The following is a 24,128-nucleotide window of genomic DNA, read 5'->3' as shown; positions in this document are numbered from 1 at the left end:
CCCACACAATAACGAGAAGAGGTTGTGACTGTGCACACACCCAAACCGACAAGACAGATGGAAAAACAGCCCAATCAGCTACTCTGGCATGGGGCTTTCCTGCTGATGCTGCTGGTTGCCGTATTCGGCATCTATAAGGCTGTCCAGTCAGTGGATTACACCTGGCGCTGGGAACGCATTCCCCAATACATCGCCTATCAGGCGGAGCAGAAGAATCTGGCCGAATTTGACGGCACTGTGATGGCGGGCACCAGCGAGGCCGAGAAGGGCAAGCTGTTCCTGCAAGACGATCTCGATCCCAATCTGCGGCAAGCCATCGCCAGTACCGGCGTACAAGTCGCCGAAGGGGATACCATTTTTCGTGGCGATACCCTCGACACCCAACTGAGCTGGACCGCAGGCCCCATCGCCTGGGGCGTCTGGGTCACCGTCAAGCTCTCGCTGGTAGCAGGCATCTTCGCCATCCTGCTCGGCACCCTGGCCGGGCTGGCGCGCCTCTCCCCCAATCCCGCCCTGCGCAATCTGGCGGTCACCTACGTTGAGCTCATCCGCGGCACGCCGCTGCTGGTGCAGATCTTCATCGTCTACTTCTTTATCGGCACCGTGCTGAACCTCGACCGCTTCACCGCCGGGGTCGCCGCGCTGGCCGTCTTTACCGGGGCCTATGTGGCGGAGATCGTCCGCGCCGGTATCAGCTCCATCCACAAGGGGCAGATGGAGGCGGGTCGCAGCCTGGGTATGACCTCGGCCCAGACCATGCGCTATGTCATCCTGCCGCAGGCGTTCAAGCGGGTACTGCCACCGCTGGCAGGCCAATTCATCAACCTGATCAAGGACTCCTCGCTGGTCTCGGTCATCTCCATCACCGATCTGACCAAGGCCGGTCGCGAGGTAGTCAGCTCCACCTTCAGTCCGTTCGAGGTGTGGTTTACCGTCGCCTTGCTCTATCTGGTGCTGACCGGCACCCTCTCCTTCTTGGTACGCCGTCTCGAGGTGAAATATGCACGCAGTAACTGATCCCATCATCAAGGTGCAACAGGCATCGAGAAGTGCAGCCATCACCGACACCCTCTTCGCCTTCCCGGTTCGTTTTCTGGAGGTGAAATATGCACGCAGTAACTGATCCCATCATCAAGGTGCAACGGGCGTCGAGAAGTGCAGCCATCACCGGCACCCCCTTCGCCTTCCCGGTTCGTTTTCTGGAGGCGAAATATGCGCGCAGCAACTGATCCCATCATCAAAGCGACCGGCGTAGAGAAGTTCTACGGCAGCGAAGTGCATGCCCTGAAAAATGTCAGCACCGAGGTCGCCGAAGGGGAAGTGGTGGTGATCGTCGGCCCCAGTGGCTCGGGCAAGTCCACCTTCCTGCGCACCCTCAACCAGCTGGAGACCATCAACGACGGCAACATAGTAGTCGACGGCATCAGCCTGACCGAGCCGGGCGATGTCAACAAGCTGCGGGAAGAGGTGGGCATGGTGTTCCAGTCCTTCAACCTCTTTCCCCACCTGACGGTGCTGGATAATATCTGCCTCGCTCCGCAGAAGGTGCGTGGCCTGTCGCGCCGTGAGGCCGAAGACAGAGCCAAGGCGCTGCTGCTGAAAGTGGGGCTGTCGGTGAAAGCAGCCAGCTATCCCTCCCAGCTCTCCGGTGGTCAGCAACAGCGGGTAGCCATTGCCCGGGCGCTCGCCATGCAGCCACGCATCATGCTGTTTGACGAGCCCACCAGTGCGCTCGACCCCGAAATGGTGGGGGAAGTGCTGGATGTGATGAAGGGGCTGGCCCGCGAAGGGATGACCATGGTGGTGGTGACCCATGAGATGGGCTTTGCCCGCGAGGTGGCGGATCGGGTGCTATTTATGGAGAGTGGCGAACTGCTGGTAGATGAAAAACCCGCCGATTTCTTCGACAATCCCCCCTCCCCGCGTCTGCGCCAGTTCCTGAGTCAGGTGCTGTAGCCAACATGCTCTGCTGGATAAACGAAGAGGGATCGCAAGGTCCCTCTGCTTGTGTGTCACGCTGAGCAGGCTTAACCCAGCTGAACCCGAGTGCCCATCTCATCGGCTCAGCGCGGGGACTTTCCCAGATAGCGCTCCACGATCACTTTCACCCCGTCACGTTTTTTGAGCTGATAGAGCTCCTTGTCAAACTGGTCGATAAAGGCCTGTTTGTAGGGGTACTCCCCCTTGCGGCTGTAGCCGAGAAACCCCTGCTCCTTGCTGAGCACCGGCCCCTGTTTGAGCAGGGACATATCGGCCACCGCCAGCTGATCGGCCTTTATCATGTTGAGCAACTCATAGAGCAGGGAGAGGCGATCATTGATGGTGCAATCGACCCGGCCGCGGACAATCTTGAGCAGGTTCTCCCGATTGCTTTTCACCTCCTCCACGTCGATCTGCTTCTCTTTTACCGCCTGCCAGAAGGCATCGCCGCCGACGGCAAAACCGGCGTTCATGCCAAAGCGTAAACCGTGATAGTCGAGCGGAAACCTGGCCTGCGGGGTATTGGCCGCCACACTGGCGCCGCACATCACCACCAGCTCTTCATCCAGCATCGGCTGGGAGTAGGGCCACATGTAAGGGCGGGTATCGGGCATGTAGTAAGGTGGAAAAATGGCGAAGGCGGCCCCCTGTTCCAACATGCTCAGACCGCGCCGCCACGGCATGGGCTTGAGCACCACCTCATAGTCAGGCATGGCAGAGGTCACCTCGCGGATGATGTCAGCATAGATCCCCCTGACCTCCTCCCCTTCCTGCCAGGAGTAGGGGGGATAGGCGGCATCCGCCAGGATCTCGACCCGGGTCTTGGCGTGCGCCATCATGCACAACCCCAGCAACAAGCAACACCAGACGCGCATAAGCCAGCACCTCCTGAAAAAGCCTGCATCAAGCATAGCCATCCAGCGCGCCTTCCTCTGCTGCCGCGCCATATTTCATGCCATCTCTTCGTTGGCTGAAAAATGTTAATGAAATATTAAAACCATCCTTTATGCTGGAGAGCAATTGCTCTGAATGGATGGCCGCATATGGATGTGCAACTGCTTCTGCTCTACCTCTCCCCGATTTTTCTGGCCTTTATCGGCTGGGAGATGCTCTACCTGCGCAAACATGGCGCGGCCTTTCCCACTGCCACCTACCAGTGGCGGGATCTGTTCGCCAACGCCGCCCTGGCCCTGATGCATCAGGGGGGAGATGCGCTGGCGGCCATCGCCATTGCTTATCTGTATGACACCCTCTGGGGCTGGCGACTGTTCGATATCGAGCTGAATCTCTGGAGTGTGCTACTGCTGTTCCTGTTGCAGGATCTCTGCTACTGGCTGTTCCACTTCACCAGCCACCATGTGCGCTGGCTGTGGGCTTCCCACGTGGTACATCACAGCTCGGAGCGGCTCAATCTCTCCACCGCCTTTCGCCAGAGCCTGATGTATCCCATCTCCGGCATGTGGCTGTTCTGGATCCCGATGATTGTCATCGGCTTCCCGCCTGAGGCGGTGGTCGCCACCGTGCTGCTGAGTCTGGGCTTCCAGTTCTTCGTCCACACCCAGGTGGTGGGCAAACTCGGCTGGCTTGAGTGGGTCTTCAACACCCCCTCCCACCACAGGGTGCACCACGCCAGCAACGCCAAGTACATAGACCGCAACTTTGCCGGGGTGTTGATCATCTGGGATCGGCTGTTCGGAACCTTTGTCGAAGAAGATCCGGCCGAGCCGTGTCGCTTTGGCATCACCAAGCCGATCCACAGCTTCAATCCCCTCACCCTCACCTTCCACGAGTGGCGCGACATGCTGCACGACGCCCGTGGCCTACCCTGGCGACAAAAGCTCGCAGTGCTGTTTGGCAAACCGGCTGGGCCTGCCAGCCGCTAAGCCTTCTCCCCGGGTCACAACTCCCGGATAGCAAGCCCCTGATAACCAGTCCCTGATAACAAGAGAGCGCCACGGCGGCGCTCTCTTTTATGATCAGTCACATCTTCGATGTCAGAGATGGGCGAACGACCAGACGGCGGGGATCAGGCTCAGCAAGGTCACTCCGGCCAACAGCCGCTCGCGACCACTCAGGCAAAGATCTGCGCCCAGCTGACGACGGCTGTAGAGAAACAGCAGCAGACCCGGCCCGTAGAGCAACAACGACAGCAGCAGATACTCCACCCCGGCGGCATAGAGTAGCCAGAAGCCGTAACCGCTCGACATCAGTGCCACCGCCCGCATCAGACCGCGGCCCTGACCACCCTCACCCTTCTTGCTGAACGAGAGCTTGAACAAGAACAGGCCGATCAGCAGGTAAGGCACCAAAATCATCGAGGTCGATATAAGCAGCAGACTGGTGTAGCCCTTGCCGAGCAGCCATACCAGCAGCAGGCAAGTCTGCACCGTCAAGCTGGTGAGCCAGAGCGATGCTATAGGCGTCCCGTTGGGGTTCTGGCGCCGGAAGATGGCGGGAAACGCACCGTGTCGGGCCGCGCTGAACGGAACCTCCGCGGAGAAGAGGGTCCAGCTCACGTAGGAGGCAAGCACCGAGACGATCAGGCCGACGCTGATGAGCAGCTTGCCCCATGAGCCGGTCATCTGAGCCATCAGCCCTGCCATGGAGGGGTTGGGCAGCGCCGCCAGCTCGGGTCGGCTCAATATCCCCAGCGCCAGCACCGAGATAAGCACATAGAGCAGCAGCGCCAATAGCACTCCAAGCACGGTGGCCGTGCCCACATCCCGCCGGTTTCTGGCGCGGGCCGACAACACCGCCGCCCCCTCGATACCGGTGAAGACCCAGAGAGTGATGAGCATGGTATTGCGCACCTGCTCGGAGACCGGCACCGCCAGGGTGCTGCCCTGCTGATCCGCCGCGAAGGTGACCGGATCGAACCAGTAACAGGCGAACAGGATAAACAGCAGCAGTGGCAGGCTCTTGGCCAGGGTCGCCACCAGATTGAATAGCGCCGCCTGCTGCACGCCGCGGGCCACCAGCAGGTGCACCGCCCAGAGGATGCAAGACTCACCGACAAACGCCGCCAAAGTGTTTCCCTCGCCAAACCAGATCTGCTCGGGGGTGTCGACAAAGCTGCCCAGCGCGGCAAAGGCGATCACCAGATAGCCCACCACGCCGATGGTGGCGCAGAGCCAATAACCCCAGGCGGAGAAGAATCCCACCAGCTCGCCAAAACCGGCGCGGGCGTAGCTGTAGATACCGCCGTCGAGATCCGGCCTTAACCGCGACAGATAGAGAAAACTCATGGCGAGCGCCAGGATACCCACCCCCGTCACGCCCCAGCCGATCAGCACGGCGCGGGCGCCTGCCACCTCGGCCATGTTCTGGGGCAGGCTAAAAATCCCCGCCCCCACCATGGAGCTGAACACCAGCGCGGTGAGGGACCAGAGCCCAATCTTGCTCTCTTTCATGGAAGCTCCTTAGCGCAACCGGCTGCTCAGCGCCTGAATATGCTCGGGGCCGATGCCGCAGCAACCGCCGATCAAGTTCGCACCGGCTGCGCGCCAGCGCTCGGCCCAGCCAAGGTAATCCAGCGGCCCCAGATCGGCGCGGATCTCGTCCAGCCCATCATTGGCGGTGGCCTCCTTGGGTTGCGGCGGGAAGGCGTTGGCGTAAGCACCGAGGCGAATGTCAGCGCGGCCCAGCGCCTGCAATCGGGCGCTGGCCACCTCGAGCGCCCCCTCAATTACCTCAGGCTGACAGCAGTTGAACAGGATGGCATCGGCTCCGGCCGCCACCAGCGCGCTAACCGCATCAGCCACCTGTTCGCCGGAGCGCAGTCGCGGCTCGTTGCCCGGCGCCTCATCTTCCAGCGTGAAGGAGACCCAGAACGGCTTGCCGTCATCAGGCAGCAGCGCTTTCAGAGCCAGTGGCTCAGCAATCAGGCTCATGGTCTCGGCCAGCCAGATATCCACATGAGGGGATAGCGCCCGGATAAGCGGCGTCGCCAGCTCGCTCACCCGGTCCGCCTTGAACAGGTCGGCACGGTAGGAGCCAAAGAGCGGTGGCAGAGAACCCGCCACCTGCACGGCGCACTTCTGCTCGTCAGCCACCTCACGGGCCAGCTGACCAGCCAGCGCTGCCAACCCCTCCCCGTCGGCAAAGAAACGCTCATCGCCGATATGAAACGGCACCAGCGCATAGCTGTTGGTGGTGATGACCCGGGCACCGCTAGCCACATAGGCCTGATGCACGTCACGCACCGTCTCTGGCGCCTCCATCAAGGCCAGCGCCGACCACTCGGGCTGACGAAACGGTGCCCCCCGCCGTGCCAACTCGCGCCCCATACCCCCATCCAGCACCCACAATTCCCTGGTTTCCATCTGTCGTGTCTCTTTGTTATATGCGTTGTTTATTTGCGTATTTATCTGTTTGTTTTGTTGATCTGCGGTTTCGCATCGAATCGCTGCAGATCGTCCCGCTTCATCTTGGGAAGCCCTTTTATTATGCAGCCATAAAAACATATGGATGTTTAGATGGCCAAATCAAGATAAAACAAAGTGCCACGGGCGGCAATCAGTATCAGCAGAAATCAGCGTGCAAACGGCGAGGCAAACGGCGAGGCAAACGCAGAAATGCAAGAGGCCACCCGAAGGTGGCCTCATCACTATCTTGATCCGCTGGCGACTTAACGCCCGGCCAGCACTCGCTTAATCTGTTTGACCCAGTCGGAGACCCGACCCTGCTGCGGCAAACCGCGCCAGATCTGCTCCCACTGGGCAGGGCTGAGCGGACGACCGAGGCGACGCTGCACGCCTGCATAGAGGTAGTCATGGGCCGTGGTGGCCGCATGCTCGGAAGTGAGGAATTTGGAGACCGGATCGGTCAACCGCACATCCCGCATGCCGAGCAGCGGATAGTCGTTGTGCACCGCCGCCAGCATGGTCTCGCGCATGGCGGACTCGATGTAACCACGGGCAAACAGGGCGGTCACCGACTCCAGCGACCCCTGATCCGGGCCGTGATACTGCTCGTCAAAGACCGGGCTCGGCTCGGCCATGCCACTTTGCACCACCGCGTCGGGATCCGGCTGCGGCACGACCACGGCAGGCTTGGGGGCAACCGGCTTGGCTGCCACTGTGGCTTTGCGCGGCGCACTCTGACTACAGGCACCCAGTGCCAGGGCGAGCGCGACACAGGCCAGCGCACGGGAATGAGACTGCATCTTCATGACTCTTATGTCGCTCCTTTTACGATTCCTGAGCTGGCTTCTCGGCAACAGCCGGTTCGACCCGGGTAACCAGCAGCTGATCAATCTTGTAACTGTCGATATCGACCACTTCGAACTTGTAACCGGCGTATTTGACCGAGTCAGTGCGCTTGGGGATCTTGCGCAGCATATACATGATAAAGCCGGCGATGGTCTCGTAGTTCTGGTTCTCGGGGAACTCTTCGATATCGAAGGCGCGCATCACGTCGGAGATGGGGGTGACCCCGTCCACCAGCCAGGAGTTCTCGTCGCGCTGGACGATCTGCTCTTCCACCACGTGGGTGGCCCACTCGCCCATGACGGTGCTCATCAGGTCGTTCATGGTGACGATCCCCACCACCAGCGCGTACTCGTTCATCACCACGGCAAAGTCGCCACGATGATTCTTGAAGTACTCCATCGCCTCATAGAGGTTCAGGGTATCGGGGATGATGATGACGTTCTGCACCAGGTTGCCACCGATCAGGTCGATGCTCTGGCCGCCGATAACGCGGATCAGCAGCTCTTTGGCATCAACAAAGCCCTTGATGCTGTCGAGGTTGTGGTCACAGACCAGAAACTTGTTGTGGGGATGCTCGGCAATCTTGGCCTTGATGCTCTCTTCACTCTCTTGCAGGGTGAAGTAGATGAGGCTCTCGCGGGCCGTCATGGCGGAGGTGACACCAAGGGACTGCAACTCGAATACGTTCTCGATGAGCTGATGCTCCTCACGCTGGATAACCCCTGCCTCGGCACCGGCATCCATCACGGCATAGATATCGTCGGAGGTGATCTCGTCGTTGCGCACCGTGGAGACACGCATCAGACGGAACAGGGAGTTCGCCAATCCGTTGAAGACCCACACCAGCGGCATCAACACGGTGACGAAGAAGAGCATGGGGCGTACCACCACCACGGCAATCTGCTCGGGCATGGTCATGGCCAGACGCTTGGGCATCAGATCGGCGATCAGGATAAACATGCCGGTGACGAACACGAAGGAGGCACCGGAGCTGATCTCGCCAAGCCAGGGGCCCTGGTAGAACTGGGAGACAATCCCCTTGATGGCGGGGTTGAGGGCAGACTCACCCAGGATACCGCCCAGAATGGCGACGGTATTGAGGCCAATCTGCACCACGGTGAAAAAGTTGCCCGGCTGGGCCTGCAGGGCCAGCACCTTTTCGGCCTGGCGATTGCCTTCATCCGCCATCACCTGCAATTTGATTTTGCGAGACGCGGCGAGAGAGATCTCGGAGAGGGAGAAGAACACACTGCCGCCAACCAGCAGCATTAAAAAGAACAAACTATCGGCAAAACTCATGATTAACCTATTGCTACACCCGCCTTAGCACAAGACGGCAAACTGGGCCCGGGAGACCGGACCGTGAGCCCATCCGGGACTCACACAGGGGGAGTATTCTATCAGAAAACAGCCAGTTGGGGGCTTTATCTTACTCCGACCAGTTATGCAACAAAAAAGGCGCTTCACGCGCCTTTTTATTCACTTCCGGTTAGCCCTTGCCCAGCAGGGTGCCCAGATCGTCCGCCTTGGTATGGCGCACATCCTTGCCTTTCACGTAGTAGACGATGTACTCGCAGATGTGCTGGCAGCGATCGCCGACCCGCTCGATGGCACGCGCCGCCCACAGGACGTTGAGAACCTGGGGGATGGTGCGGGGATCTTCCATCATATAGGTCATCAGCTCGCGGATGATGGACTCGTACTCCCGGTCTACCTTGTCATCTTCCTTGTAGACCGCCAGCGCCGCATCCAGATCCATGCGGGCGAAAGCGTCGAGCACATCGTGCAGCATCTTGATGGTACGACGGCCCATGTTCTCCAGCGACACCAGCGGCGGCTGCGGCTTGTTGGCGTTGTCGGTCAGCATGCGGGCGATCTTGTCGGCCACGTCGCCAATGCGCTCCAGGTCGGTGATGGTCTTGATAATGGCCATCACCAGTCGCAGGTCTGAGGCTGTCGGCTGACGCTTGGCGATGATGCGGGTGCACTCCTCGTCGATCGCCACTTCCATCGCGTTGACCTTGTGGTCGTTGGCCACGATTTTGCGGGCCGCATCGAGATCCTGATCGTGGATCGCCGCAATGGCGTCGGTGAGCTGCTGCTCAACCAGACCGCCCATCACCAGCACCTGGTTGCGCACGCTCTCTAGCTCGGCATTGAACTGACCGGAGATGTGTTTATTGAGGTTCATATTGTCCATACAAATAATCCTTGATTGCTCCGATTATGCCTTAGCCGTTGAACCGACTGCCAATCTGTTTGCTGAGATTCATCCTCTCCTCTCCTTAGCCGTAACGACCGGTAATGTAATCTTCGGTCTTTTTCTTGGCCGGGGTGGTGAAAATGGTGTTGGTATCCGAGTACTCGATAAGCTCACCCATATACATGAAGGCGGTCTGATCCGACACGCGCGCAGCCTGTTGCATGTTGTGGGTCACGATCACCACGGTGAACTGGCTCTTGAGCTCGTTGATCAGCTCCTCGATGGTGAGGGTGGAGATGGGGTCGAGCGCCGAGGTCGGCTCGTCGAGCAGCAACACTTCCGGCTCGATGGCGATGGCACGGGCAATCACCAGACGCTGCTGCTGACCACCGGAGAGACCGAAGGCGTTGTCGTGCAGACGATCCTTCACCTCGTCCCACAGGGCCGCACCGCGCAGGGAGCGCTCGGCGGCCTCATCCAGAGTGCGACGATCGTTGATCCCCTGCAGGCGCAGACCATAGACCACGTTCTCGTAGATGGACTTGGGGAACGGGTTCGGGCGCTGGAACACCATGCCCACCTGACGGCGCAGGGCGGAAACATCGACGCTCTTGTCATAGATGTTGTGGCCATGCAGCTGGATTTCCCCCTCGATGCGGCAGATCTCCACCAGATCGTTCATCCGGTTGATGCAGCGCAGCAGGGTCGATTTACCACAGCCTGACGGGCCGATAAAGGCGGTCACCTGCCCTTTGGGGATCTTCATGTTGACGTTGAACAGCGCCTGCTTGCTGCCGTAGTACAGGTTGAGATCCTTCACCTCCAGCGCGGTCTGCTCCGGGGTCAGGTTGAGCAGGTCCAGCGCGGTGTGCTGGGTAGACGTGGTCGTTACGTTGATCATCTGTTACCTCAAAATCTATCTGGAGTGGCCGGACAGCTGCCGGCGCCCCTCACGTATTGGTGCAGAGAGATGGCGGCTCGCGCTCGGCCGCCCCTCTGTTATCTCACTCTTGTATCACTCAAGCGGCGCCGGATTAATGCTCCAGCGACCGGAATTTCTCGCGCAAGTGGTTACGAATACCGATAGCGGTCAGGTTCAGACCCACGATCACCGTCACCAGCAGGAAGGAGGTGGCGTAGACCAGCGGGCGGGCCGCTTCGACGTTGGGGCTCTGGAAGCCGACGTCATAGATGTGGAAGCCCAGGTGCATGAACTTGCGCTCCACATGCAGATACGGGAAGTTGCCATCCATCGGCAGGGTCGGCGCCAGTTTCACCACCCCCACCAGCATCAGCGGCGCCACTTCACCGGCCGCACGGGCAATCGCCAGAATAAGGCCGGTCATGATGGCCGGGCTCGCCATCGGCAGCACGATGCGCCACAGGGTTTCGGCCTGGGTCGCGCCCAGTGCCAGCGAGCCCTGACGGATGGTGCTCGGGATCCGCGCCAGCCCCTCTTCGGTGGAGACGATCACCACCGGGAGGGTCAGGATAGCCAGGGTCAGCGCCGACCAGATCACGCCGGGTGAACCAAAGGTCGGGCTCGGCAGCGCTTCCGGGTAGAACAGCTGGTCTAACGAACCGCCGAGTGTGTAGACGAAGAAGCCCAGACCAAACACGCCGTAAACGATGGAGGGCACGCCCGCCAGGTTGATCACCGCAATGCGGATGATCTTGGTCAGACTGTTCTTGCCAGCATATTCGTGCAGGTAGACTGCCGCTACCACCCCCAGCGGGGTCACGATGATCGCCATCAGGAACACCATGAACACAGTGCCGAAGATGGCCGGGAACACCCCGCCCTCGGTGTTAGCTTCACGGGGATCGTCAGAGACGAACTTGCCGATCTGGTGGAACCAGTGACCCACCTTGGCCAGCAGGCTCATGTCGTTGGGCCATACCACGTCCAGTACCTTGGACATCGGCATGGTCACCAGCTCGCCACGCATATCCTTGACGGTGATGGCGTCGCGGTCCGCTTGGCTACGCAGTGAGAAGAGCTCTTTTTCCAGCACCTGATAGCGATCGTTGAGGGCCTGACGCTCGCTGGCCAGTTCGGCTTTGAGCTGATCGGTCAGCTTGTCATCCAGCTCGGCCTTGCGCTCTTTCAGGCGCAGCCGCTCCAGTTGATAGTTGATGCTGCCGATGTCCCCTTTTTGCAGATCGTTGGCCTGTTCTGAAAGGGCATTGGCTCGCGCCAGCACCCGCTGCAGGGCAGGATGCAGATCAGAGGTGAGCTCGCGGCCATCCTCTTTCACCCCGACGATATAGCCATAGAAGTTGCCGTTGGTGGCACGCTCAACCATGGCCAGCTCAGCCGGCTGGCTCTGGGACTTGATGTCCGTCTCCAGCACCCAGCGAAAATCGAGGTCAACAAACTCGCGGTTGCCGGTCTTGACCAGATAGCGGGTCAGCAGCTCGCGCTCTTCCCCTTCCAATGGCAGCCCTGCGGCGCGCAGTCGCTCCACCGGAACCTGCTCGCGATCGTTGATTTCGCCGATCAGTACGCTCTTGTTGCCATTTGCGTCTTCAAGCTGCCACTCATAGATGGGGTGCGGCCAGAAGTAGACCAGACCACGCCAGCCGATCAGCAGCAGCAGACCCAGTACCGCCACCAGACTCAGGCTGACGGCACCGCCGGTCATCCAGATCCAGGGGGCCCCTGATTTAAACCACTTACCCATTGTCGATTCCTTGTCCATTACAGAGTCGCCCCTTACATCGAGCTGTATTTTTCACGCAACCGCTGACGGACAAACTCGGCCAGGGTGTTGAACAAAAAGGTGAACACAAACAGGACGAAGGCCGCGAGGAACAGTACCCGATAGTGGGAGCTGCCCACTTCCGATTCCGGCATCTCCACCGCGATGTTGGCGGCGAGGGTGCGCAGCCCCTGGAACATGGAGAAGTCCATGATGGGGGTGTTGCCGGTAGCCATCAGCACGATCATGGTCTCGCCCACGGCGCGGCCAAGACCCATCATCACCGCAGAGAAGATGCCCGGGCTGGCCGTGAGGATCACCACCCGGCTCAGGGTCTGCCACGGGGTGGCCCCCAGCGCCAGCGAGCCCTGGGTCAGGTGCTTGGGCACCGAGAAGACCGCATCTTCAGCGATGGAGAAGATGGTGGGGATGACCGCAAAGCCCATGGCGATACCGACCACCAGCGAGTTGCGCTGGTCAAACTTGATGCCCATTTCGTGAGTCAGCCAGATGCGCGAATCGCCGTGCATAAAAGCATTCTCGATGAGCGGGCTCAGGGCGAAGGCCCCCCAGCCAATCAGCAGCAGCACCGGGATCAGCAGGATGGCGTGCCACCCCTCCGGCAGCCATGACTTGCCGCGCTCCGGCAGATAGTTCCAGAGCAGTGCAGTCAGCAGCATCCCCATCGGCAGCAATACCAGCAGCAGGATCACCCCGGGCAGCGCCCCCTCGATGATCGGCGCCAACCACAGACCCGCCAGGAAGCCCAGGATAACGGTCGGCAGCGCCGCCATGATCTCGACCGTCGGCTTGACGTATTTGCGCAGCCCCGCCGACATGAAGTAGGCGGTATAGATGGCACCGGCCACGCCGAGCGGCACAGCAAACACCATGGCGTAGAAAGAGGCTTTCAGCGTACCGAAGACCAGCGGCACCAAACTCAGTTTGGCTTCAAAGTCGTTGCTGGCGGAGGTGGATTGCCACACATACTGGGGCTCCGGATAGCCTTCATACCACACCTGTTGCCAGAGGGCAGACCAGGTCACTTCGGGGTGTTCGTTCTCCACCGAGAAGAGCTTGAAGCTGTTCCCTTGCTGCATCAGCAACAGGTTGTGACGGGGGGAGATGGCCAGGGCAGAGAGTTCGCCCCCTTCCACCGTCTCGGTCAGCAGCTTGGTCTCGCCGGTGGCGTGGAAGAAGCTGATGATGCCATCCTTGTCGGCACTGATGAAGCCTTTGCGAAAGTGCTCGGGAGTCAGCAGATCTACCGCGCCATCGCCCTTGAAGTCACGAATTTGGGTGAACTGGCGTTTGCCATCCTTCGCCACTTCGAACCACTGGGAAATCACGCCGTTGTCATTACCCACCAGCAGTGAAGAGGCGCCGGAGAGCAGCTGAACCCGGGTCACATTGGCGTTGGGGGCATTGATCTCCAGCACGTTGCGCAGGGAGATTTCGCTCAGGTTATGAATGTCATAGACGGAGAGGCGATTGCCCTCGCGCACGAACAGGATCCGCAGATTGGGGGTCAGCAACATCTGATCCACATGGCGCGGCAGGGAGGGAATCGTATAGTTTTCACTGCTCCACTCAATCTCCCCGGAGATGAAGTTCTCCTCACCGCTCATCACCGTCATCACGCCACGACCATCTTCGGTCACGGCGGCGGTCGCCATCTTGTCCTTGGTGGCTTCGAACACCATCAGTTGCAGTGCCTTCCCTTGCGGGTCGATCACCACAGGCTCTTCGCCAAAGGGATATTGCAGGCTGGGTTCAATCACCCGCACATCGTTGGGATAGGAGACCTTGAACGCTGGCTGGACGACCTGCGCCTTACCATCGGCAAAGCCGTAGGCGATCAGCCGCTGACCAGGAGCAGGGGTCGCTACCGTGGTGATGTCACCAGCAACCTGGGCCTGACCCAGTGACTGGCCGACCTTGATCTTGTCATCTCCCTGCACCGCAAAGAAGTTGACCTGCCCTTTATCGCTGAAGCGATAGCCAATCTCGTTCTGCTCTTCCACGCCGAGCCAGGCGGTCTTCCCTGCGGCAGGCAGGGTAAACGAGGCGGTCGGCTCCATGGAGGCGCCATTGAAGATGGGTTTCACCACATAGAGCAGATAAAAGAAGATAAGCAGCAGCGCCACCAGTACCAGGGCTCCGCCTGTGGTGACGCCATATTTGGCCAATTTATCCTTGATCCGGCGTTTTCTACTGCCCGCCATGACCAGGTTTAACGATTCCGATGACATGCAAGACCTCAATGTAAGCTAGGCTTCGCGGCATTATATGGCGGTTGCATGACAGTTTTGTTACATCGAGAGCGCTTTAACCGAGGTTGTTAGCGGAAAAATGAGCGGGGACTCTTTCGAAGACAGGTGAACGCAATATATTGTTTATAAAGGGATATTTATGATGGTAATCAGCAAGGGCAGCCTGCACTGCCCCCGAATGATTCAGGAAAGGGCATCGCTTGATTGTTGCAACGCCAGTTTGGCCGCCTTTTTCTCGGCGCGGCGGCGCTTGAAGAAGGCCGACAACTGGGCCGAGCAGGCATCGGCCAGCACACCGCCGGTCAGCTCGACACTGTGGTTGTGGCGCGGGTCCTGCAAGATCTCGAACACCGACCCCGCGGCACCGGTCTTGAGATCTCGAGCGCCGTAAACCACCCGCTTGACCCGGCTATGGATCAGCGCACCGGCACACATGCAGCAGGGCTCCAGCGTCACATAAAGAGTGGTGTCGAGCAGCCGGTAGTTCGCCAGCTGCTTGCCCGCCGCCCGGATTGCCATCACCTCGGCATGGGCACAGGCATCGTGTTCGCTGATGGAGCGGTTCCACCCCTCTCCCACCACCTGACCATCCAGCACCAGTACGGCACCGACCGGGATCTCGCCAATCCCTTCGGCCCGGGCGGCCAATGCCATGGCATGGCGCATCCACTGTTCGTCCTGCTCGGTCTGCTCGGTCTGACTCGGTATTTCTGGGACCTCTGATGGTTTCACGCCCATCCCCTCTTTATATTGTTCAATTGTGCTGTTTACATTCCAGCTATCCATACCTGTCAGATGAATCCATAGATAGCAGGCATGATAGCTCGCAGTGACAGGGCGGCGATTATGCCAAATCTGCACGTCAGACCCAAGCCGCATCCCGACTGAGCAATAAAGAAGCAATCGGCATCTCTATGATAAAAAAGGAGTTGCACCCGTTTGGTCATGCTATTAGACTTCCTCCCCGTCAGCCGAGTCTGACTCCGTCGGTGTGTAGCGCAGCCAGGTAGCGCATCTGCATGGGGTGTAGAGGGTCGGAGGTTCGAATCCTCTCACACCGACCATTTTCCCCGAGAATAGCCCAGTCAAACGACTGGGCTATTTTTTTGCCTCCGATTTATCCTCCTGACGATGCCAGCCCACCAAGAACAAAAAACACTCAGAACCACTTGAATCTTTTTGCCGAACTCATTAAGATGCGCAACTTTCCGCCGGTAGACAACACAGGGAGGTGGAAACACGAGTGAAGGGATCACTGTCCGGCTTGCGTGCAACACAGGACCAGGCATGAACCAGAACACCGATTTCGCACCCGCCATTACGCTTTATTCCGTTCCTCACGACACCCCTTGCCACACCGAAAGCGAAAATGAACAGGTCATCCAGCTGGATGTGATCGATCTGGCCGAACCGGATGATGACTATTGAGCCCGGCCAGATGGCCGCTCAATCACTGGGGCATCGCCTGTACAACACACTCAGTTTCACCCCCTTGGCGAGAAATCTGCAAAAAACGACAAACTGCTAATTCTATCAAGGATGGCAGTATTATTGACTGATGCGTCTCCCCCTTCCCTCTCCAGCATCCCCCCCGACAACTGATACAAACCTACGTTATTGCACTTCACTTTCCATCGCTGCAACCGCTGGTGCCAACAGAGCCTGCGTCACCACATAAAGTTTAAAACACGCGTTCACCAATCAGGTCTAGCAATAGCAAAACATTCATTGCCACATTCAAACGCAATTTATACAGCTGTTTTGGCAAAGCCTGGAGTTAGGTCGGGATTTGTTTTTGCATTTGTAATTTTATTACGTAATAAATTACAGAACAAGGGGCAAGGTAACGGCCCAAATTAGCCGTTGTCCGAGGGGAAAAAGCAGGAGCATAACCATCTGCGTAGAGTTTTTATACCAACCAAATAAAGCAATAAAAAACATCAACTTAGCCATATCGTAAAAACAGGCGTTTAAAAAAAACTGTTGACGTAATCAACAATATTTCGCACCTTATCAATCGTGTTATCCCGTTGTTGCGGGAACGTTTCAGGAACAGCGATTCGACTTTAGTCGTAGTTAGTAAGTTCAAAATGTAATTCTCAAAGGAGTGAACCTTATGTCGGCACCGGCTCAGACCCACTGCAGCGCCCGCCTTCGCATCCAGGGCGAGATGCTGCCCGAATACGCGCAAATTCTGACGCCGGACGCGGTGGCTCTGGTCTCCGAACTGGTGGAACGTTTTGCTCCCCAAAGGGGGGAATTGCTGAAACAACGTGTGGCACGCCAGGCCCGTATCGATGGCGGCGAGCTGCCGGACTTCCTGCCGGAAACCGCCCACATCCGTGAAGGTGACTGGACCATTCGCGGCATTCCCGCCGACCTGCAAGACCGCCGTGTGGAGATCACAGGCCCGGTCGAGCGCAAGATGGTGATCAACGCCCTCAATGCCAACGTCAAGGTGTTCATGGCGGACTTCGAGGACTCACTGGCCCCCGCCTGGAATAAAGTGATCGAGGGTCAAATCAACCTGCGCGATGCGGTCAACGAGACCATTTCTTACACCAGTCCGGAAGGAAAGGCCTATACCCTTAACCCCAATCCGGCCGTCCTTATCTGCCGGGTGCGCGGTCTGCACCTGCCGGAAAAACATGTCACTTTCGATGGCGAGCCCATCCCCGGCGGCCTGTTCGATTTTGCCCTCTATTTCCTGCACAACTATCAGGCGCTGCTGGCCAAAGGCTCGGGCCCCTATTTCTACGTGCCCAAGTTGCAGAGCCATCTGGAAGGGCGCTGGTGGAGCGAAGTGTTCGCCTGGACCGAGGACAAGTTTGGTCTGCCCCGTGGCACCATCAAGGCCACCGTGCTGATTGAAACCCTGCCAGCCGTATTCGAGATGGATGAGCTGCTCTATCAGATGAAGGATCACATCGTCGCCCTCAACTGCGGCCGCTGGGACTACATCTTCAGCTATATCAAAACCTTGAAGAACCATCCGGATCGCGTTCTGCCCGACCGCCAGGTGGTGACCATGGACAAGCCATTCCTCTCCGCCTACTCGCGGCTGCTGATCAAGACCTGTCACAAGCGCGGTGCGCTGGCGATGGGTGGCATGGCCGCCTTTATTCCGGCCAAGGACGCGACCGTCAACGAGCAGGTCTTCGCCAAGGTCAAAGCGGACAAGGAGCGCGAAGCCAATAACGGCCACGACGGTACCTGGGTCGCCCACCCTGGCCTCGCCGACACCGCCATGGCGGTGTTCAATGCCACCATTGCGGCTGGCGCCAAGAACCAGATTGGCGTGCTGCGCGAGCAGGATGCCCCCATCACCGCAGCTGACCTGCTGGCCCCCTGTGAGGGCGAGCGCACCGAGGCTGGGATGCGCACCAATATCCGGGTCGCCCTGCAATATCTGGAAGCCTGGATCAACGGCAACGGCTGCGTGCCCATCTACGGTCTGATGGAAGATGCCGCCACCGCCGAGATCTCCCGCACCTCCATCTGGCAGTGGATCCGCCACGGCAAGAGCCTGTCTAATGGCAAGGTAGTGACCAAGGCGCTGTTCCGCCAGATGCTGGCCGAGGAGCTGGAGGTGGTCAAAGCCGAGGTGGGCACCGCGCGCTGGCAGGCAGGACGCTTTGCCGAGGCAGGCGAACTGATGGAAGAGATCACCTGCGCCGACACCCTGATCGATTTTCTGACGCTGCCCGGTTACGAGCGGCTCTGAATCACGGGCCCCGGGCGGGGCTCGCCAATAACAAGTCAATGGAAACGTGAAATCAATGAAAGAGGGAACTGATATGGCACTGACCCGTGAGCAACAGATCCAGGCTATCGAGAAAGACTGGGCGGAAAACCCCCGCTGGAAAGGGATCAAGCGCGGCTACAGCGCCGAAGATGTGGTGAACCTGCGCGGCAGCTTGCAGCCGGTACACACTCTGGCCCAGCGCGGTGCCGACAAGCTGTGGGGTCTGATCCACGGCGACGCCAAGAAAGGCTACGTCAACTGCCTCGGCGCCCTGACCGGTGGTCAGGCGGTGCAGCAGGCCAAGGCGGGGATCGAGGCGATCTACCTCTCCGGCTGGCAGGTGGCGGCGGATAACAACTTGTCCTCCACCATGTATCCGGATCAGTCCCTCTACCCGGCCAACTCCGTACCGTCCGTGGTGGAGCGCATCAACAACTCCTTCGCCCGTGCCGACCAGATCCAGTGGGCCAACAAGGTTGGACCGCAGGATGAGGGCTTTATCGACTACTTCCTGCCGATCGTGGCCGATGCGGAAGCCGGTTTCGGTGGCGTATTGAACGCCTTCGAACTGATGAAGGGAATGATTGAAGCGGGCGCCGCTGGCGTGCACTTCGAAGATCAGCTCGCTTCCGTCAAGAAGTGCGGCCATATGGGTGGCAAGGTGCTGGTACCGACTCAGGAAGCGGTGCAGAAGCTGGTTGCTGCCCGTCTGGCAGCCGATGTGTGCGGCACCACCACCCTGGTGATCGCCCGTACCGACGCCAACGCCGCTGACCTGTTGACCACTGATGCCGACCCGTACGATGCAGACTTCCTGACTGGTGAGCGCACTGCTGAAGGATTCTACAAGGTGCGTGCCGGTATCGATCAGGCCATCGCTCGCGGTCTGGCTTACGCCCCCTACGCCGACATGGTGTGGTGTGAAACCGCCAAGCCGGACCTGGACGAAGCGCGTAAATTTGCCGAAGCAATCAAGGCCAAGTTCCCGGATCGCATCCTGGCCTACAACTGCTCCCCGAGCTTCAACTGGAAGAAGAATCTGGACGATGCCACCATCGCCCGCTTCCAGCAGGCGCTCTCCGATATGGGTTACAAGTACCAGTTCATCACCCTCGCGGGTATCCACAACATGTGGTTCCACATGTACGAGCTGGCCTACCAGTACGCCCGTGGCGAAGGGATGAAGCACTACGTCGAGATGGTGCAGGAGCCGGAATTTGCCGCCGCCAGCCGTGGCTACACCTTCGTGGCCCACCAGCAGGAGGTCGGTACCGGTTACTTCGACAAGGTGACCACCGTCATTCAGGGCGGCCAATCCTCGGTCACCGCGCTGACCGGCTCCACCGAAGAAGATCAGTTCCACTAATAAAAAAGCTGCCTTGAAATAGCAAAACCCCGGCCTGAAGCCGGGGTTTCTTTTTATCTGCCATTCAAACGAAAGTCAGGCGCACAACCGCACACCACCGAGAGGATCAAAGCTCGAGGATCTCTTTGACAAAGGGAATGGTGAGCTTGCGCTTGGCGCGAAATGAGGCGTTGTCGAGCTGATTGAGAGTGGTGAGCAGGGTTCGCATATCGCGGGAGAGTCGGTTGAGCAGGAAGCGGCCCACATCGATGGGCAATTTGAAGCCCCGCAACTCGGCACGCAGTTGCAGGGCACTGAGCTTGCCTTCATCATCCAGCTCTTCGAGATGGAAACTCACCCCCCAGTCGAGGCGCGAGGCGAGATCCGGCAGTTGCAGCCCCAGTTTGCGCGGTGCGCTGCAACCGGTGACCACCAGCGTCCCCTCGCCCTTCTCCTGCCAGCGGTTGTAGAAATCGAACAGCGCCCGCTCCCACACGGCATTGCCGGCGATCGCCTCAAGGCTGTCGAGACAGACCAGCGGCAGGCTTTCGAGGGCATCGAGCATACTGGGATCGAGCTGTTCAAACTGATCGAGGGAAAGATAGGCAGCCGCCGCATCGCGGGCGTTGACCTCGGCACAGGTGGCGTGGAGCAGATGAGAGCGTCCGGATCCCTTGGCTCCCCAGAAATAGAGGAAAGGTGATCCCTGACCGATGGCCGCATTCTTGAGGGCGGTGATCAGATGAGCATTGTTGCCGGGATAAAAACTGACGAAGGTTTCATCATCCGGTAGTTGTACGGCTAAAGACAGTTGGGCCGGTTGCTTCACTCGTTGGGCTTTGACTGTGACATTTGTGGCTAAGTGTATCATCGCAAAGGCAGATAGAGAACCGCCCGGGCAAGCCGGGCGGTCTACAAAAGCCTTATAAAATCAGGGCTGCGACCATTGGTAACGCAAACCGCTGCCATTATCGTCAACCTTGCGCAAACGACTCTCAAGTTGCAGCGCCCGCACCAATTCGGCCTGCTCCCCTTGCAGGGTAAAGTTGAAGGTGACCTGGTCCCCCTCCAGCTTGCCGATCGCCACCTTGCTGACGTTGGCCATCCCCTGCAGCATCTTCTGCACGGCGATCATGCTGTCCACTTCGGAGAGGCCATCTACCACCAGGGTCTGGCTGGTTGCCGGACCAGAAATGCGGGCACCGTAGTTTTTCACTAGCCAGGCCGCCAGGGTATCGGCAAACCCTTGCGCCACTTCGGCCTGAGTGCCGGTGTTATTGCCACGGGTCAGCTCGGCCACTTCACCGGCCGCTTTGGGGCCGTAGAGTCCCCAATCGATGCTCCACTTGTCACCTTCAGGAGTCAGCTTGCCCAGCACCACCATCTCGGCGCCATAGCGCTGGCTTGCCTGCAAAATCGGGTCGGCAAAGCGTCCCCAGACGTCGGTGGCACTGACCGCCATGTTGTCATCGAGATCCATCAGCGGAATGCTGATGGGTAGCCCCAGCGTCTGGGCCTGCTCGCGCAAGGCTTGCGCCCAACCATCGCTGGATTGATCCGCCAGCAGGCGACGCTCCCCCTGATCCACCACCAGCCAGATCGCCATCTGGGGACGCGCCGGGCCAAGCAGGGCAAACTGGCTCTCGGAGACCAAGCTGTTGACCTTGTCACTCTTGAACTCGGCTTTCAGATACTTGACGGAGTCCTGATCCTGATAGCCATAGCTTTTGACATAGTCGCCCGGGGCCGCTAGCGCCTTGACCACCACCGGCTGGGTGAGGATGTCGCGCTTGCCGGTCACCTTGATCAGCACCTGACCCAGTGCCTGCCCTTGAGCGGCCACCATGTCGCCACTGGTCGGGGCCTTGCCCTGATAGAGGTCGGCCACCTGAGCGGCCGAGGCCATAAATGACAAGCCGCAGCAGAGGGCGGTCACAACACGTTTGAACATGAACAGAGTCTCGAAATGGGAGAGTGTGCTTATGGTAGCGGCAAGGCGCATCCTGCGGCAAGGCTGGCACAAGCGGCCACAAACAGCAGAGCCGGCGATGCGCCGGCTCCGATCACCCCTTCCACATGGGAAGCGGTCAAGGCATAAACTTATTTGGTACCGAAGATCTTGTCGCCGGCATCGCCCAGACCCGGCACGATGTAGCCTTTCTCGTTCAGCCCCTGGTCGACAGAAGCGCAATAGAGCTCTACGTCAGGGTGAGCGGCTTCCAGCGCCTTGATCCCTTCCGGCGCGGCAACCAGTACCAGCACCTTGATGGATTGGCAGCCTTTCTTCTTCAGCAGATCGATGGTGGCGATCATGGAACCGCCGGTGGCCAGCATCGGATCGATGACCAGCGCCAGACGCTCTTCGATGTTGCTGACGATCTTTTCGAAATAGGGAACCGGTTGCAGGGTCTCTTCATCACGGTAGATACCGACCACGCTGACGCGGGCGCTCGGCATGTGCTCCAGCACGCCATCCATCATGCCAAGGCCGGCACGCAGGATAGGTACGACGGTTACCTTCTTGCCTTTGATCTGGTCAACTTCTACTGGCCCATTCCAGCCATCGATGGTAACCTTCTCGGTTTCGAAGTCAGAGGTCGCTTCATAGGTCAACAAACTGCCCACTTCTTTGGCCAGTTCACGGAAACGCTTGGTGCTGATATCGCCTTCACGCATCAGACCGATCTTGTGTTTGACCAGGGGGTGTTTGACTTCAACGACTTTCATTATTATCTCCTCTAACCTGCCGCAAAAAAATCGCGGAATCATACAACAAAAGCCACCGCTTGTAGAGCATTTCCGCGCAAAAACGCGCAAACGATTTCCTTTCTGGTTTTTCACCGCCACTGTTAGAATACGCCCCGAATTTTACCCTCCACTTCTTTACATGACGGGGAATACTCGTGACTGACAAAACCTCACTGAGCTACAAGGATGCTGGCGTAGATATCGATGCCGGCAATGCACTGGTTGAACGTATCAAGGGCGTGTCAAAGCGCACTCGTCGTCCTGAAGTCCTTGGTGGTCTTGGCGGCTTTGGGGCCTTGTGTCAAATCCCTGCGGGCTACAAGGAGCCGGTACTGGTCTCCGGTACCGATGGTGTGGGCACCAAGCTGCGGCTGGCCATCGACCTGAAGAAGCACGACACCGTGGGCATCGATCTGGTGGCCATGTGCGTCAATGACCTGATCGTACAGGGCGCAGAGCCGCTGTTCTTCCTCGACTACTATGCGACCGGCAAGCTTGACGTGGACACCGCGGCCGCGGTGGTCACCGGGATCGGTGCCGGTTGCGAGCAGTCAGGCTGTGCCCTGGTGGGCGGCGAGACCGCCGAGATGCCGGGTATGTATGAAGGGGAAGACTACGACATCGCCGGTTTCTGCGTCGGTGTGGTGGAGAAGAGCGAAATCATCGACGGCAGCAAGGTCGGTGAAGGGGATGCCCTGATCGCCCTGGCCGCCAGCGGCCCTCACTCCAACGGCTTCTCCCTGATCCGTAAAATTCTGGAAGTCTCCAAAGCCGACGTGCATCAGCCGCTGGGTGACCGCACCCTCGCAGATGCCTTGCTGGAGCCGACCCGCATCTATGTGAAACCTGTGCTCAAGCTCATCAAGGAGTGCGAGATCCACGCCCTGTCCCACATCACCGGCGGTGGCTTCTGGGAGAATATCCCCCGCGTATTGCCTGCCAATACTCAAGCGGTGATCGACGAGCAGAGCTGGCAGTGGCCGGCGGTGTTCAGCTGGCTGCAGCAGGCTGGCAACGTCACCCGTCACGAGATGTATCGCACCTTCAACTGCGGTGTCGGCATGATCATCGCCCTGCCCGCCAACCAGCTGGAGAAGGCGCTGACCCTGCTCAAAGCGGAAGGCGAGAACGCATGGCACATCGGTCATATCGCCAAGGCAGCAGAAGGTGAGGAGCAGGTCGTCATCAAATGATGCGGATCCTCGTCCTAATCTCCGGCAGCGGCAGCAACCTGCAGGCGATCCTCGACCACTGCGCCAGCGACAAGATTGCCGGTGAAGTGGTCGGCGTCATCAGCAACAAGGCCGATGCCTATGGTCTGGTTCGCGCCAAAGAAGCAGGCGTAGCGACCTCCATTCTGGCCCAGCAGCAGTTTGCCAACCGAGAGGAGTATGACGCCGCCCTGCTGGCGCTGATGGCAGACTATCAGCCGGATCTGGTGGTGCTGGCCGGGTTTATGCGGATATTGAGCGGCGATCTGGTGCGCCATTTCGCCGGGCGGATGATCAATATCCACCCCTCCCTGCTGCCCAAGTATCAGGGCCTGCACACCCACCAGCGCGCCATAGATGCCGGTGACAGTGAACACGGCGCCAGCGTCCACTTCGTCACCGAAGAGCTGGATGGTGGCCCGGTTATCCTGCAGGCCCGCGTGCCCATCTTTGAAGGGGACACGGCGGACGAGGTAGCGGCACGAGTACAGGCGCAGGAACACAGCATCTACCCGCTGGTGGTGCGCTGGTTCTGCGAAGGCAGGCTGCAGATGGTAGATGGCGCCGTGCAACTGGATGGCGCCCTGCTGGGCCCCGCTGGTTACGCCTGCGAGTAAGCAGACGTCTTGTCGAAATGTGAAAAAGGAGGCCGATGGCCTCCTTTTTATTTCCTGAAATTTCCCACCACAGGCACAGGCTTAAACCTGTTCA

At 59.1% G+C, this 24,128-nt stretch carries 23 protein-coding genes and 1 tRNA gene; 11 read left to right on the top strand and 13 right to left on the bottom strand.

Annotated elements, in window-relative coordinates; all coding sequences use genetic code 11:
* Positions 1-57: 57 nt before the first annotated feature.
* Genes AB5Y83_RS01705 through AB5Y83_RS01690 form a run of 4 tightly spaced genes read left to right on the top strand, consistent with a single transcriptional unit; the run spans position 58 to position 1,956 of the window.
* The gene (locus AB5Y83_RS01705; protein WP_368174587.1) at positions 58-1,017 is read left to right on the top strand and encodes an amino acid ABC transporter permease; all 960 of its coding nucleotides are present in this window, start codon (positions 58-60) and stop codon (positions 1,015-1,017) included.
* The gene (locus AB5Y83_RS01700) at positions 1,001-1,123 is read left to right on the top strand and encodes a hypothetical protein (protein WP_265176575.1); all 123 of its coding nucleotides are present in this window, start codon (positions 1,001-1,003) and stop codon (positions 1,121-1,123) included. The genes AB5Y83_RS01705 and AB5Y83_RS01700 overlap by 17 nt, the downstream gene beginning before the upstream one ends.
* Positions 1,107-1,229, top strand: coding sequence for a hypothetical protein (locus AB5Y83_RS01695; RefSeq protein ID WP_265177235.1), 123 nt, complete (start codon positions 1,107-1,109; stop codon positions 1,227-1,229). Before AB5Y83_RS01700 ends, AB5Y83_RS01695 begins: the two co-directional genes overlap by 17 nt.
* On the top strand, positions 1,213-1,956 hold the full coding sequence (locus tag AB5Y83_RS01690) for an amino acid ABC transporter ATP-binding protein (RefSeq protein WP_058056064.1): 744 nt from the start codon (positions 1,213-1,215) through the stop codon (positions 1,954-1,956). The genes AB5Y83_RS01695 and AB5Y83_RS01690 overlap by 17 nt, the downstream gene beginning before the upstream one ends.
* 107 nt (positions 1,957-2,063) lie before the next feature.
* On the opposite strand, the gene AB5Y83_RS01685 is transcribed toward AB5Y83_RS01690, so the two are convergent.
* A complete protein-coding gene (locus AB5Y83_RS01685) occupies positions 2,064-2,855 on the bottom strand; it encodes a transporter substrate-binding domain-containing protein (RefSeq protein ID WP_168769878.1) in 792 nt (263 codons plus the stop codon).
* A 168-nt stretch (positions 2,856-3,023) separates the two neighbouring features.
* Between AB5Y83_RS01685 and AB5Y83_RS01680 the strand changes: the two genes are divergently transcribed.
* Positions 3,024-3,863, top strand: coding sequence for a sterol desaturase family protein (locus tag AB5Y83_RS01680; protein WP_368174586.1), 840 nt, complete (start codon positions 3,024-3,026; stop codon positions 3,861-3,863).
* A 111-nt stretch (positions 3,864-3,974) separates the two neighbouring features.
* Here AB5Y83_RS01680 and AB5Y83_RS01675 read toward each other — a convergent pair whose 3' ends face one another.
* From AB5Y83_RS01675 to tadA, 9 genes are all read right to left on the bottom strand, one after another.
* Positions 3,975-5,390, bottom strand: a complete 1,416-nt coding sequence (locus AB5Y83_RS01675; RefSeq protein ID WP_368174585.1) for a basic amino acid/polyamine antiporter — start codon at positions 5,388-5,390, stop codon at positions 3,975-3,977.
* A 9-nt stretch (positions 5,391-5,399) separates the two neighbouring features.
* On the bottom strand, positions 5,400-6,302 hold the full coding sequence (locus tag AB5Y83_RS01670) for a homocysteine S-methyltransferase family protein (protein ID WP_368174584.1): 903 nt from the start codon (positions 6,300-6,302) through the stop codon (positions 5,400-5,402).
* Between the two features lie 305 nt (positions 6,303-6,607).
* Positions 6,608-7,150, bottom strand: a complete 543-nt coding sequence (locus AB5Y83_RS01665) for a hypothetical protein (protein ID WP_069555291.1) — start codon at positions 7,148-7,150, stop codon at positions 6,608-6,610.
* Positions 7,151-7,169: 19 nt separating this feature from the next.
* Positions 7,170-8,489 (bottom strand): hemolysin family protein, encoded by a 1,320-nt coding sequence (locus AB5Y83_RS01660; protein ID WP_005334094.1) that lies wholly within the window; start codon positions 8,487-8,489, stop codon positions 7,170-7,172.
* A gap of 190 nt (positions 8,490-8,679) precedes the next feature.
* The gene (phoU, locus tag AB5Y83_RS01655; RefSeq protein ID WP_005334097.1) at positions 8,680-9,390 is read right to left on the bottom strand and encodes a phosphate signaling complex protein PhoU; all 711 of its coding nucleotides are present in this window, start codon (positions 9,388-9,390) and stop codon (positions 8,680-8,682) included.
* 85 nt (positions 9,391-9,475) lie between these two features.
* Positions 9,476-10,294, bottom strand: coding sequence for a phosphate ABC transporter ATP-binding protein PstB (gene pstB / locus AB5Y83_RS01650; protein WP_005334102.1), 819 nt, complete (start codon positions 10,292-10,294; stop codon positions 9,476-9,478).
* Between the two features lie 133 nt (positions 10,295-10,427).
* Positions 10,428-12,077 carry a phosphate ABC transporter permease PstA gene (gene pstA / locus AB5Y83_RS01645; RefSeq protein WP_106843146.1) on the bottom strand — a complete coding sequence of 550 codons (1,650 nt, stop codon included), beginning with the start codon at positions 12,075-12,077 and terminating at the stop codon, positions 10,428-10,430.
* Positions 12,078-12,109: 32 nt separating this feature from the next.
* Complete coding sequence (locus AB5Y83_RS01640; RefSeq protein WP_139732395.1) at positions 12,110-14,347, bottom strand: ABC transporter permease subunit; 2,238 nt, start codon at positions 14,345-14,347, stop codon at positions 12,110-12,112.
* Positions 14,348-14,551: 204 nt separating this feature from the next.
* Complete coding sequence (tadA, locus tag AB5Y83_RS01635; protein ID WP_368174583.1) at positions 14,552-15,100, bottom strand: tRNA adenosine(34) deaminase TadA; 549 nt, start codon at positions 15,098-15,100, stop codon at positions 14,552-14,554.
* Positions 15,101-15,355: 255 nt separating this feature from the next.
* Between tadA and AB5Y83_RS01630 the strand changes: the two genes are divergently transcribed.
* From AB5Y83_RS01630 to aceA, 4 genes are all read left to right on the top strand, one after another.
* Positions 15,356-15,432, top strand: a tRNA-Pro gene (locus AB5Y83_RS01630).
* A gap of 223 nt (positions 15,433-15,655) precedes the next feature.
* Complete coding sequence (locus tag AB5Y83_RS01625) at positions 15,656-15,796, top strand: hypothetical protein (protein ID WP_005334106.1); 141 nt, start codon at positions 15,656-15,658, stop codon at positions 15,794-15,796.
* 688 nt (positions 15,797-16,484) lie between these two features.
* Positions 16,485-18,092, top strand: a complete 1,608-nt coding sequence (gene aceB / locus AB5Y83_RS01620) for a malate synthase A (protein WP_021231043.1) — start codon at positions 16,485-16,487, stop codon at positions 18,090-18,092.
* A 73-nt stretch (positions 18,093-18,165) separates the two neighbouring features.
* Entirely contained in the window at positions 18,166-19,479 is a 1,314-nt protein-coding gene (aceA, locus tag AB5Y83_RS01615; RefSeq protein WP_088869417.1) for an isocitrate lyase, read from the top strand.
* Positions 19,480-19,585: 106 nt separating this feature from the next.
* Here the strand turns inward: aceA and hda are convergent, their stop codons facing one another.
* From hda to upp, 3 genes are all read right to left on the bottom strand, one after another.
* Complete coding sequence (hda, locus tag AB5Y83_RS01610) at positions 19,586-20,287, bottom strand: DnaA inactivator Hda (RefSeq protein ID WP_013723920.1); 702 nt, start codon at positions 20,285-20,287, stop codon at positions 19,586-19,588.
* A gap of 102 nt (positions 20,288-20,389) precedes the next feature.
* A complete protein-coding gene (locus AB5Y83_RS01605) occupies positions 20,390-21,409 on the bottom strand; it encodes a DUF2066 domain-containing protein (protein ID WP_216955123.1) in 1,020 nt (339 codons plus the stop codon).
* Between the two features lie 149 nt (positions 21,410-21,558).
* Entirely contained in the window at positions 21,559-22,185 is a 627-nt protein-coding gene (upp, locus tag AB5Y83_RS01600; protein WP_005320172.1) for a uracil phosphoribosyltransferase, read from the bottom strand.
* 176 nt (positions 22,186-22,361) lie between these two features.
* On the opposite strand from upp, the gene purM reads away from it, so the two are divergent.
* A complete protein-coding gene (purM, locus tag AB5Y83_RS01595; protein ID WP_368174582.1) occupies positions 22,362-23,399 on the top strand; it encodes a phosphoribosylformylglycinamidine cyclo-ligase in 1,038 nt (345 codons plus the stop codon).
* Positions 23,396-24,034, top strand: coding sequence for a phosphoribosylglycinamide formyltransferase (gene purN / locus AB5Y83_RS01590; protein ID WP_368174581.1), 639 nt, complete (start codon positions 23,396-23,398; stop codon positions 24,032-24,034). The genes purM and purN overlap by 4 nt, the downstream gene beginning before the upstream one ends.
* Positions 24,035-24,128 lie beyond the last annotated feature (94 nt).

The organism is Aeromonas sp. R5-4, assembly GCF_040908215.1.
Classification (GTDB): Bacteria; Pseudomonadota; Gammaproteobacteria; order Enterobacterales; family Aeromonadaceae; genus Aeromonas; species Aeromonas veronii.
This window is presented reverse-complemented; position numbering and strand designations above follow the sequence as displayed.

Coding starts and splice junctions, on each gene's coding strand:
- AB5Y83_RS01640 (WP_139732395.1), bottom strand. CDS start 14,347: ATGTCATCGGAATCGTTAAACCTGGTCATGGCGGGCAGTAGAAAACGC.
- aceA (WP_088869417.1), top strand. CDS start 18,166: ATGGCACTGACCCGTGAGCAACAGATCCAGGCTATCGAGAAAGACTGG.
- AB5Y83_RS01660 (WP_005334094.1), bottom strand. CDS start 8,489: ATGAGTTTTGCCGATAGTTTGTTCTTTTTAATGCTGCTGGTTGGCGGC.
- AB5Y83_RS01695 (WP_265177235.1), top strand. CDS start 1,107: ATGCACGCAGTAACTGATCCCATCATCAAGGTGCAACGGGCGTCGAGA.
- purN (WP_368174581.1), top strand. CDS start 23,396: ATGATGCGGATCCTCGTCCTAATCTCCGGCAGCGGCAGCAACCTGCAG.
- AB5Y83_RS01670 (WP_368174584.1), bottom strand. CDS start 6,302: ATGGAAACCAGGGAATTGTGGGTGCTGGATGGGGGTATGGGGCGCGAG.
- AB5Y83_RS01705 (WP_368174587.1), top strand. CDS start 58: ATGGAAAAACAGCCCAATCAGCTACTCTGGCATGGGGCTTTCCTGCTG.
- AB5Y83_RS01690 (WP_058056064.1), top strand. CDS start 1,213: ATGCGCGCAGCAACTGATCCCATCATCAAAGCGACCGGCGTAGAGAAG.
- phoU (WP_005334097.1), bottom strand. CDS start 9,390: ATGGACAATATGAACCTCAATAAACACATCTCCGGTCAGTTCAATGCC.
- AB5Y83_RS01665 (WP_069555291.1), bottom strand. CDS start 7,150: ATGAAGATGCAGTCTCATTCCCGTGCGCTGGCCTGTGTCGCGCTCGCC.
- AB5Y83_RS01685 (WP_168769878.1), bottom strand. CDS start 2,855: ATGCGCGTCTGGTGTTGCTTGTTGCTGGGGTTGTGCATGATGGCGCAC.
- pstB (WP_005334102.1), bottom strand. CDS start 10,294: ATGATCAACGTAACGACCACGTCTACCCAGCACACCGCGCTGGACCTG.
- AB5Y83_RS01675 (WP_368174585.1), bottom strand. CDS start 5,390: ATGAAAGAGAGCAAGATTGGGCTCTGGTCCCTCACCGCGCTGGTGTTC.
- AB5Y83_RS01680 (WP_368174586.1), top strand. CDS start 3,024: ATGGATGTGCAACTGCTTCTGCTCTACCTCTCCCCGATTTTTCTGGCC.
- aceB (WP_021231043.1), top strand. CDS start 16,485: ATGTCGGCACCGGCTCAGACCCACTGCAGCGCCCGCCTTCGCATCCAG.
- AB5Y83_RS01625 (WP_005334106.1), top strand. CDS start 15,656: ATGAACCAGAACACCGATTTCGCACCCGCCATTACGCTTTATTCCGTT.
- AB5Y83_RS01700 (WP_265176575.1), top strand. CDS start 1,001: ATGCACGCAGTAACTGATCCCATCATCAAGGTGCAACAGGCATCGAGA.
- upp (WP_005320172.1), bottom strand. CDS start 22,185: ATGAAAGTCGTTGAAGTCAAACACCCCCTGGTCAAACACAAGATCGGT.
- pstA (WP_106843146.1), bottom strand. CDS start 12,077: ATGGGTAAGTGGTTTAAATCAGGGGCCCCCTGGATCTGGATGACCGGC.
- AB5Y83_RS01605 (WP_216955123.1), bottom strand. CDS start 21,409: ATGTTCAAACGTGTTGTGACCGCCCTCTGCTGCGGCTTGTCATTTATG.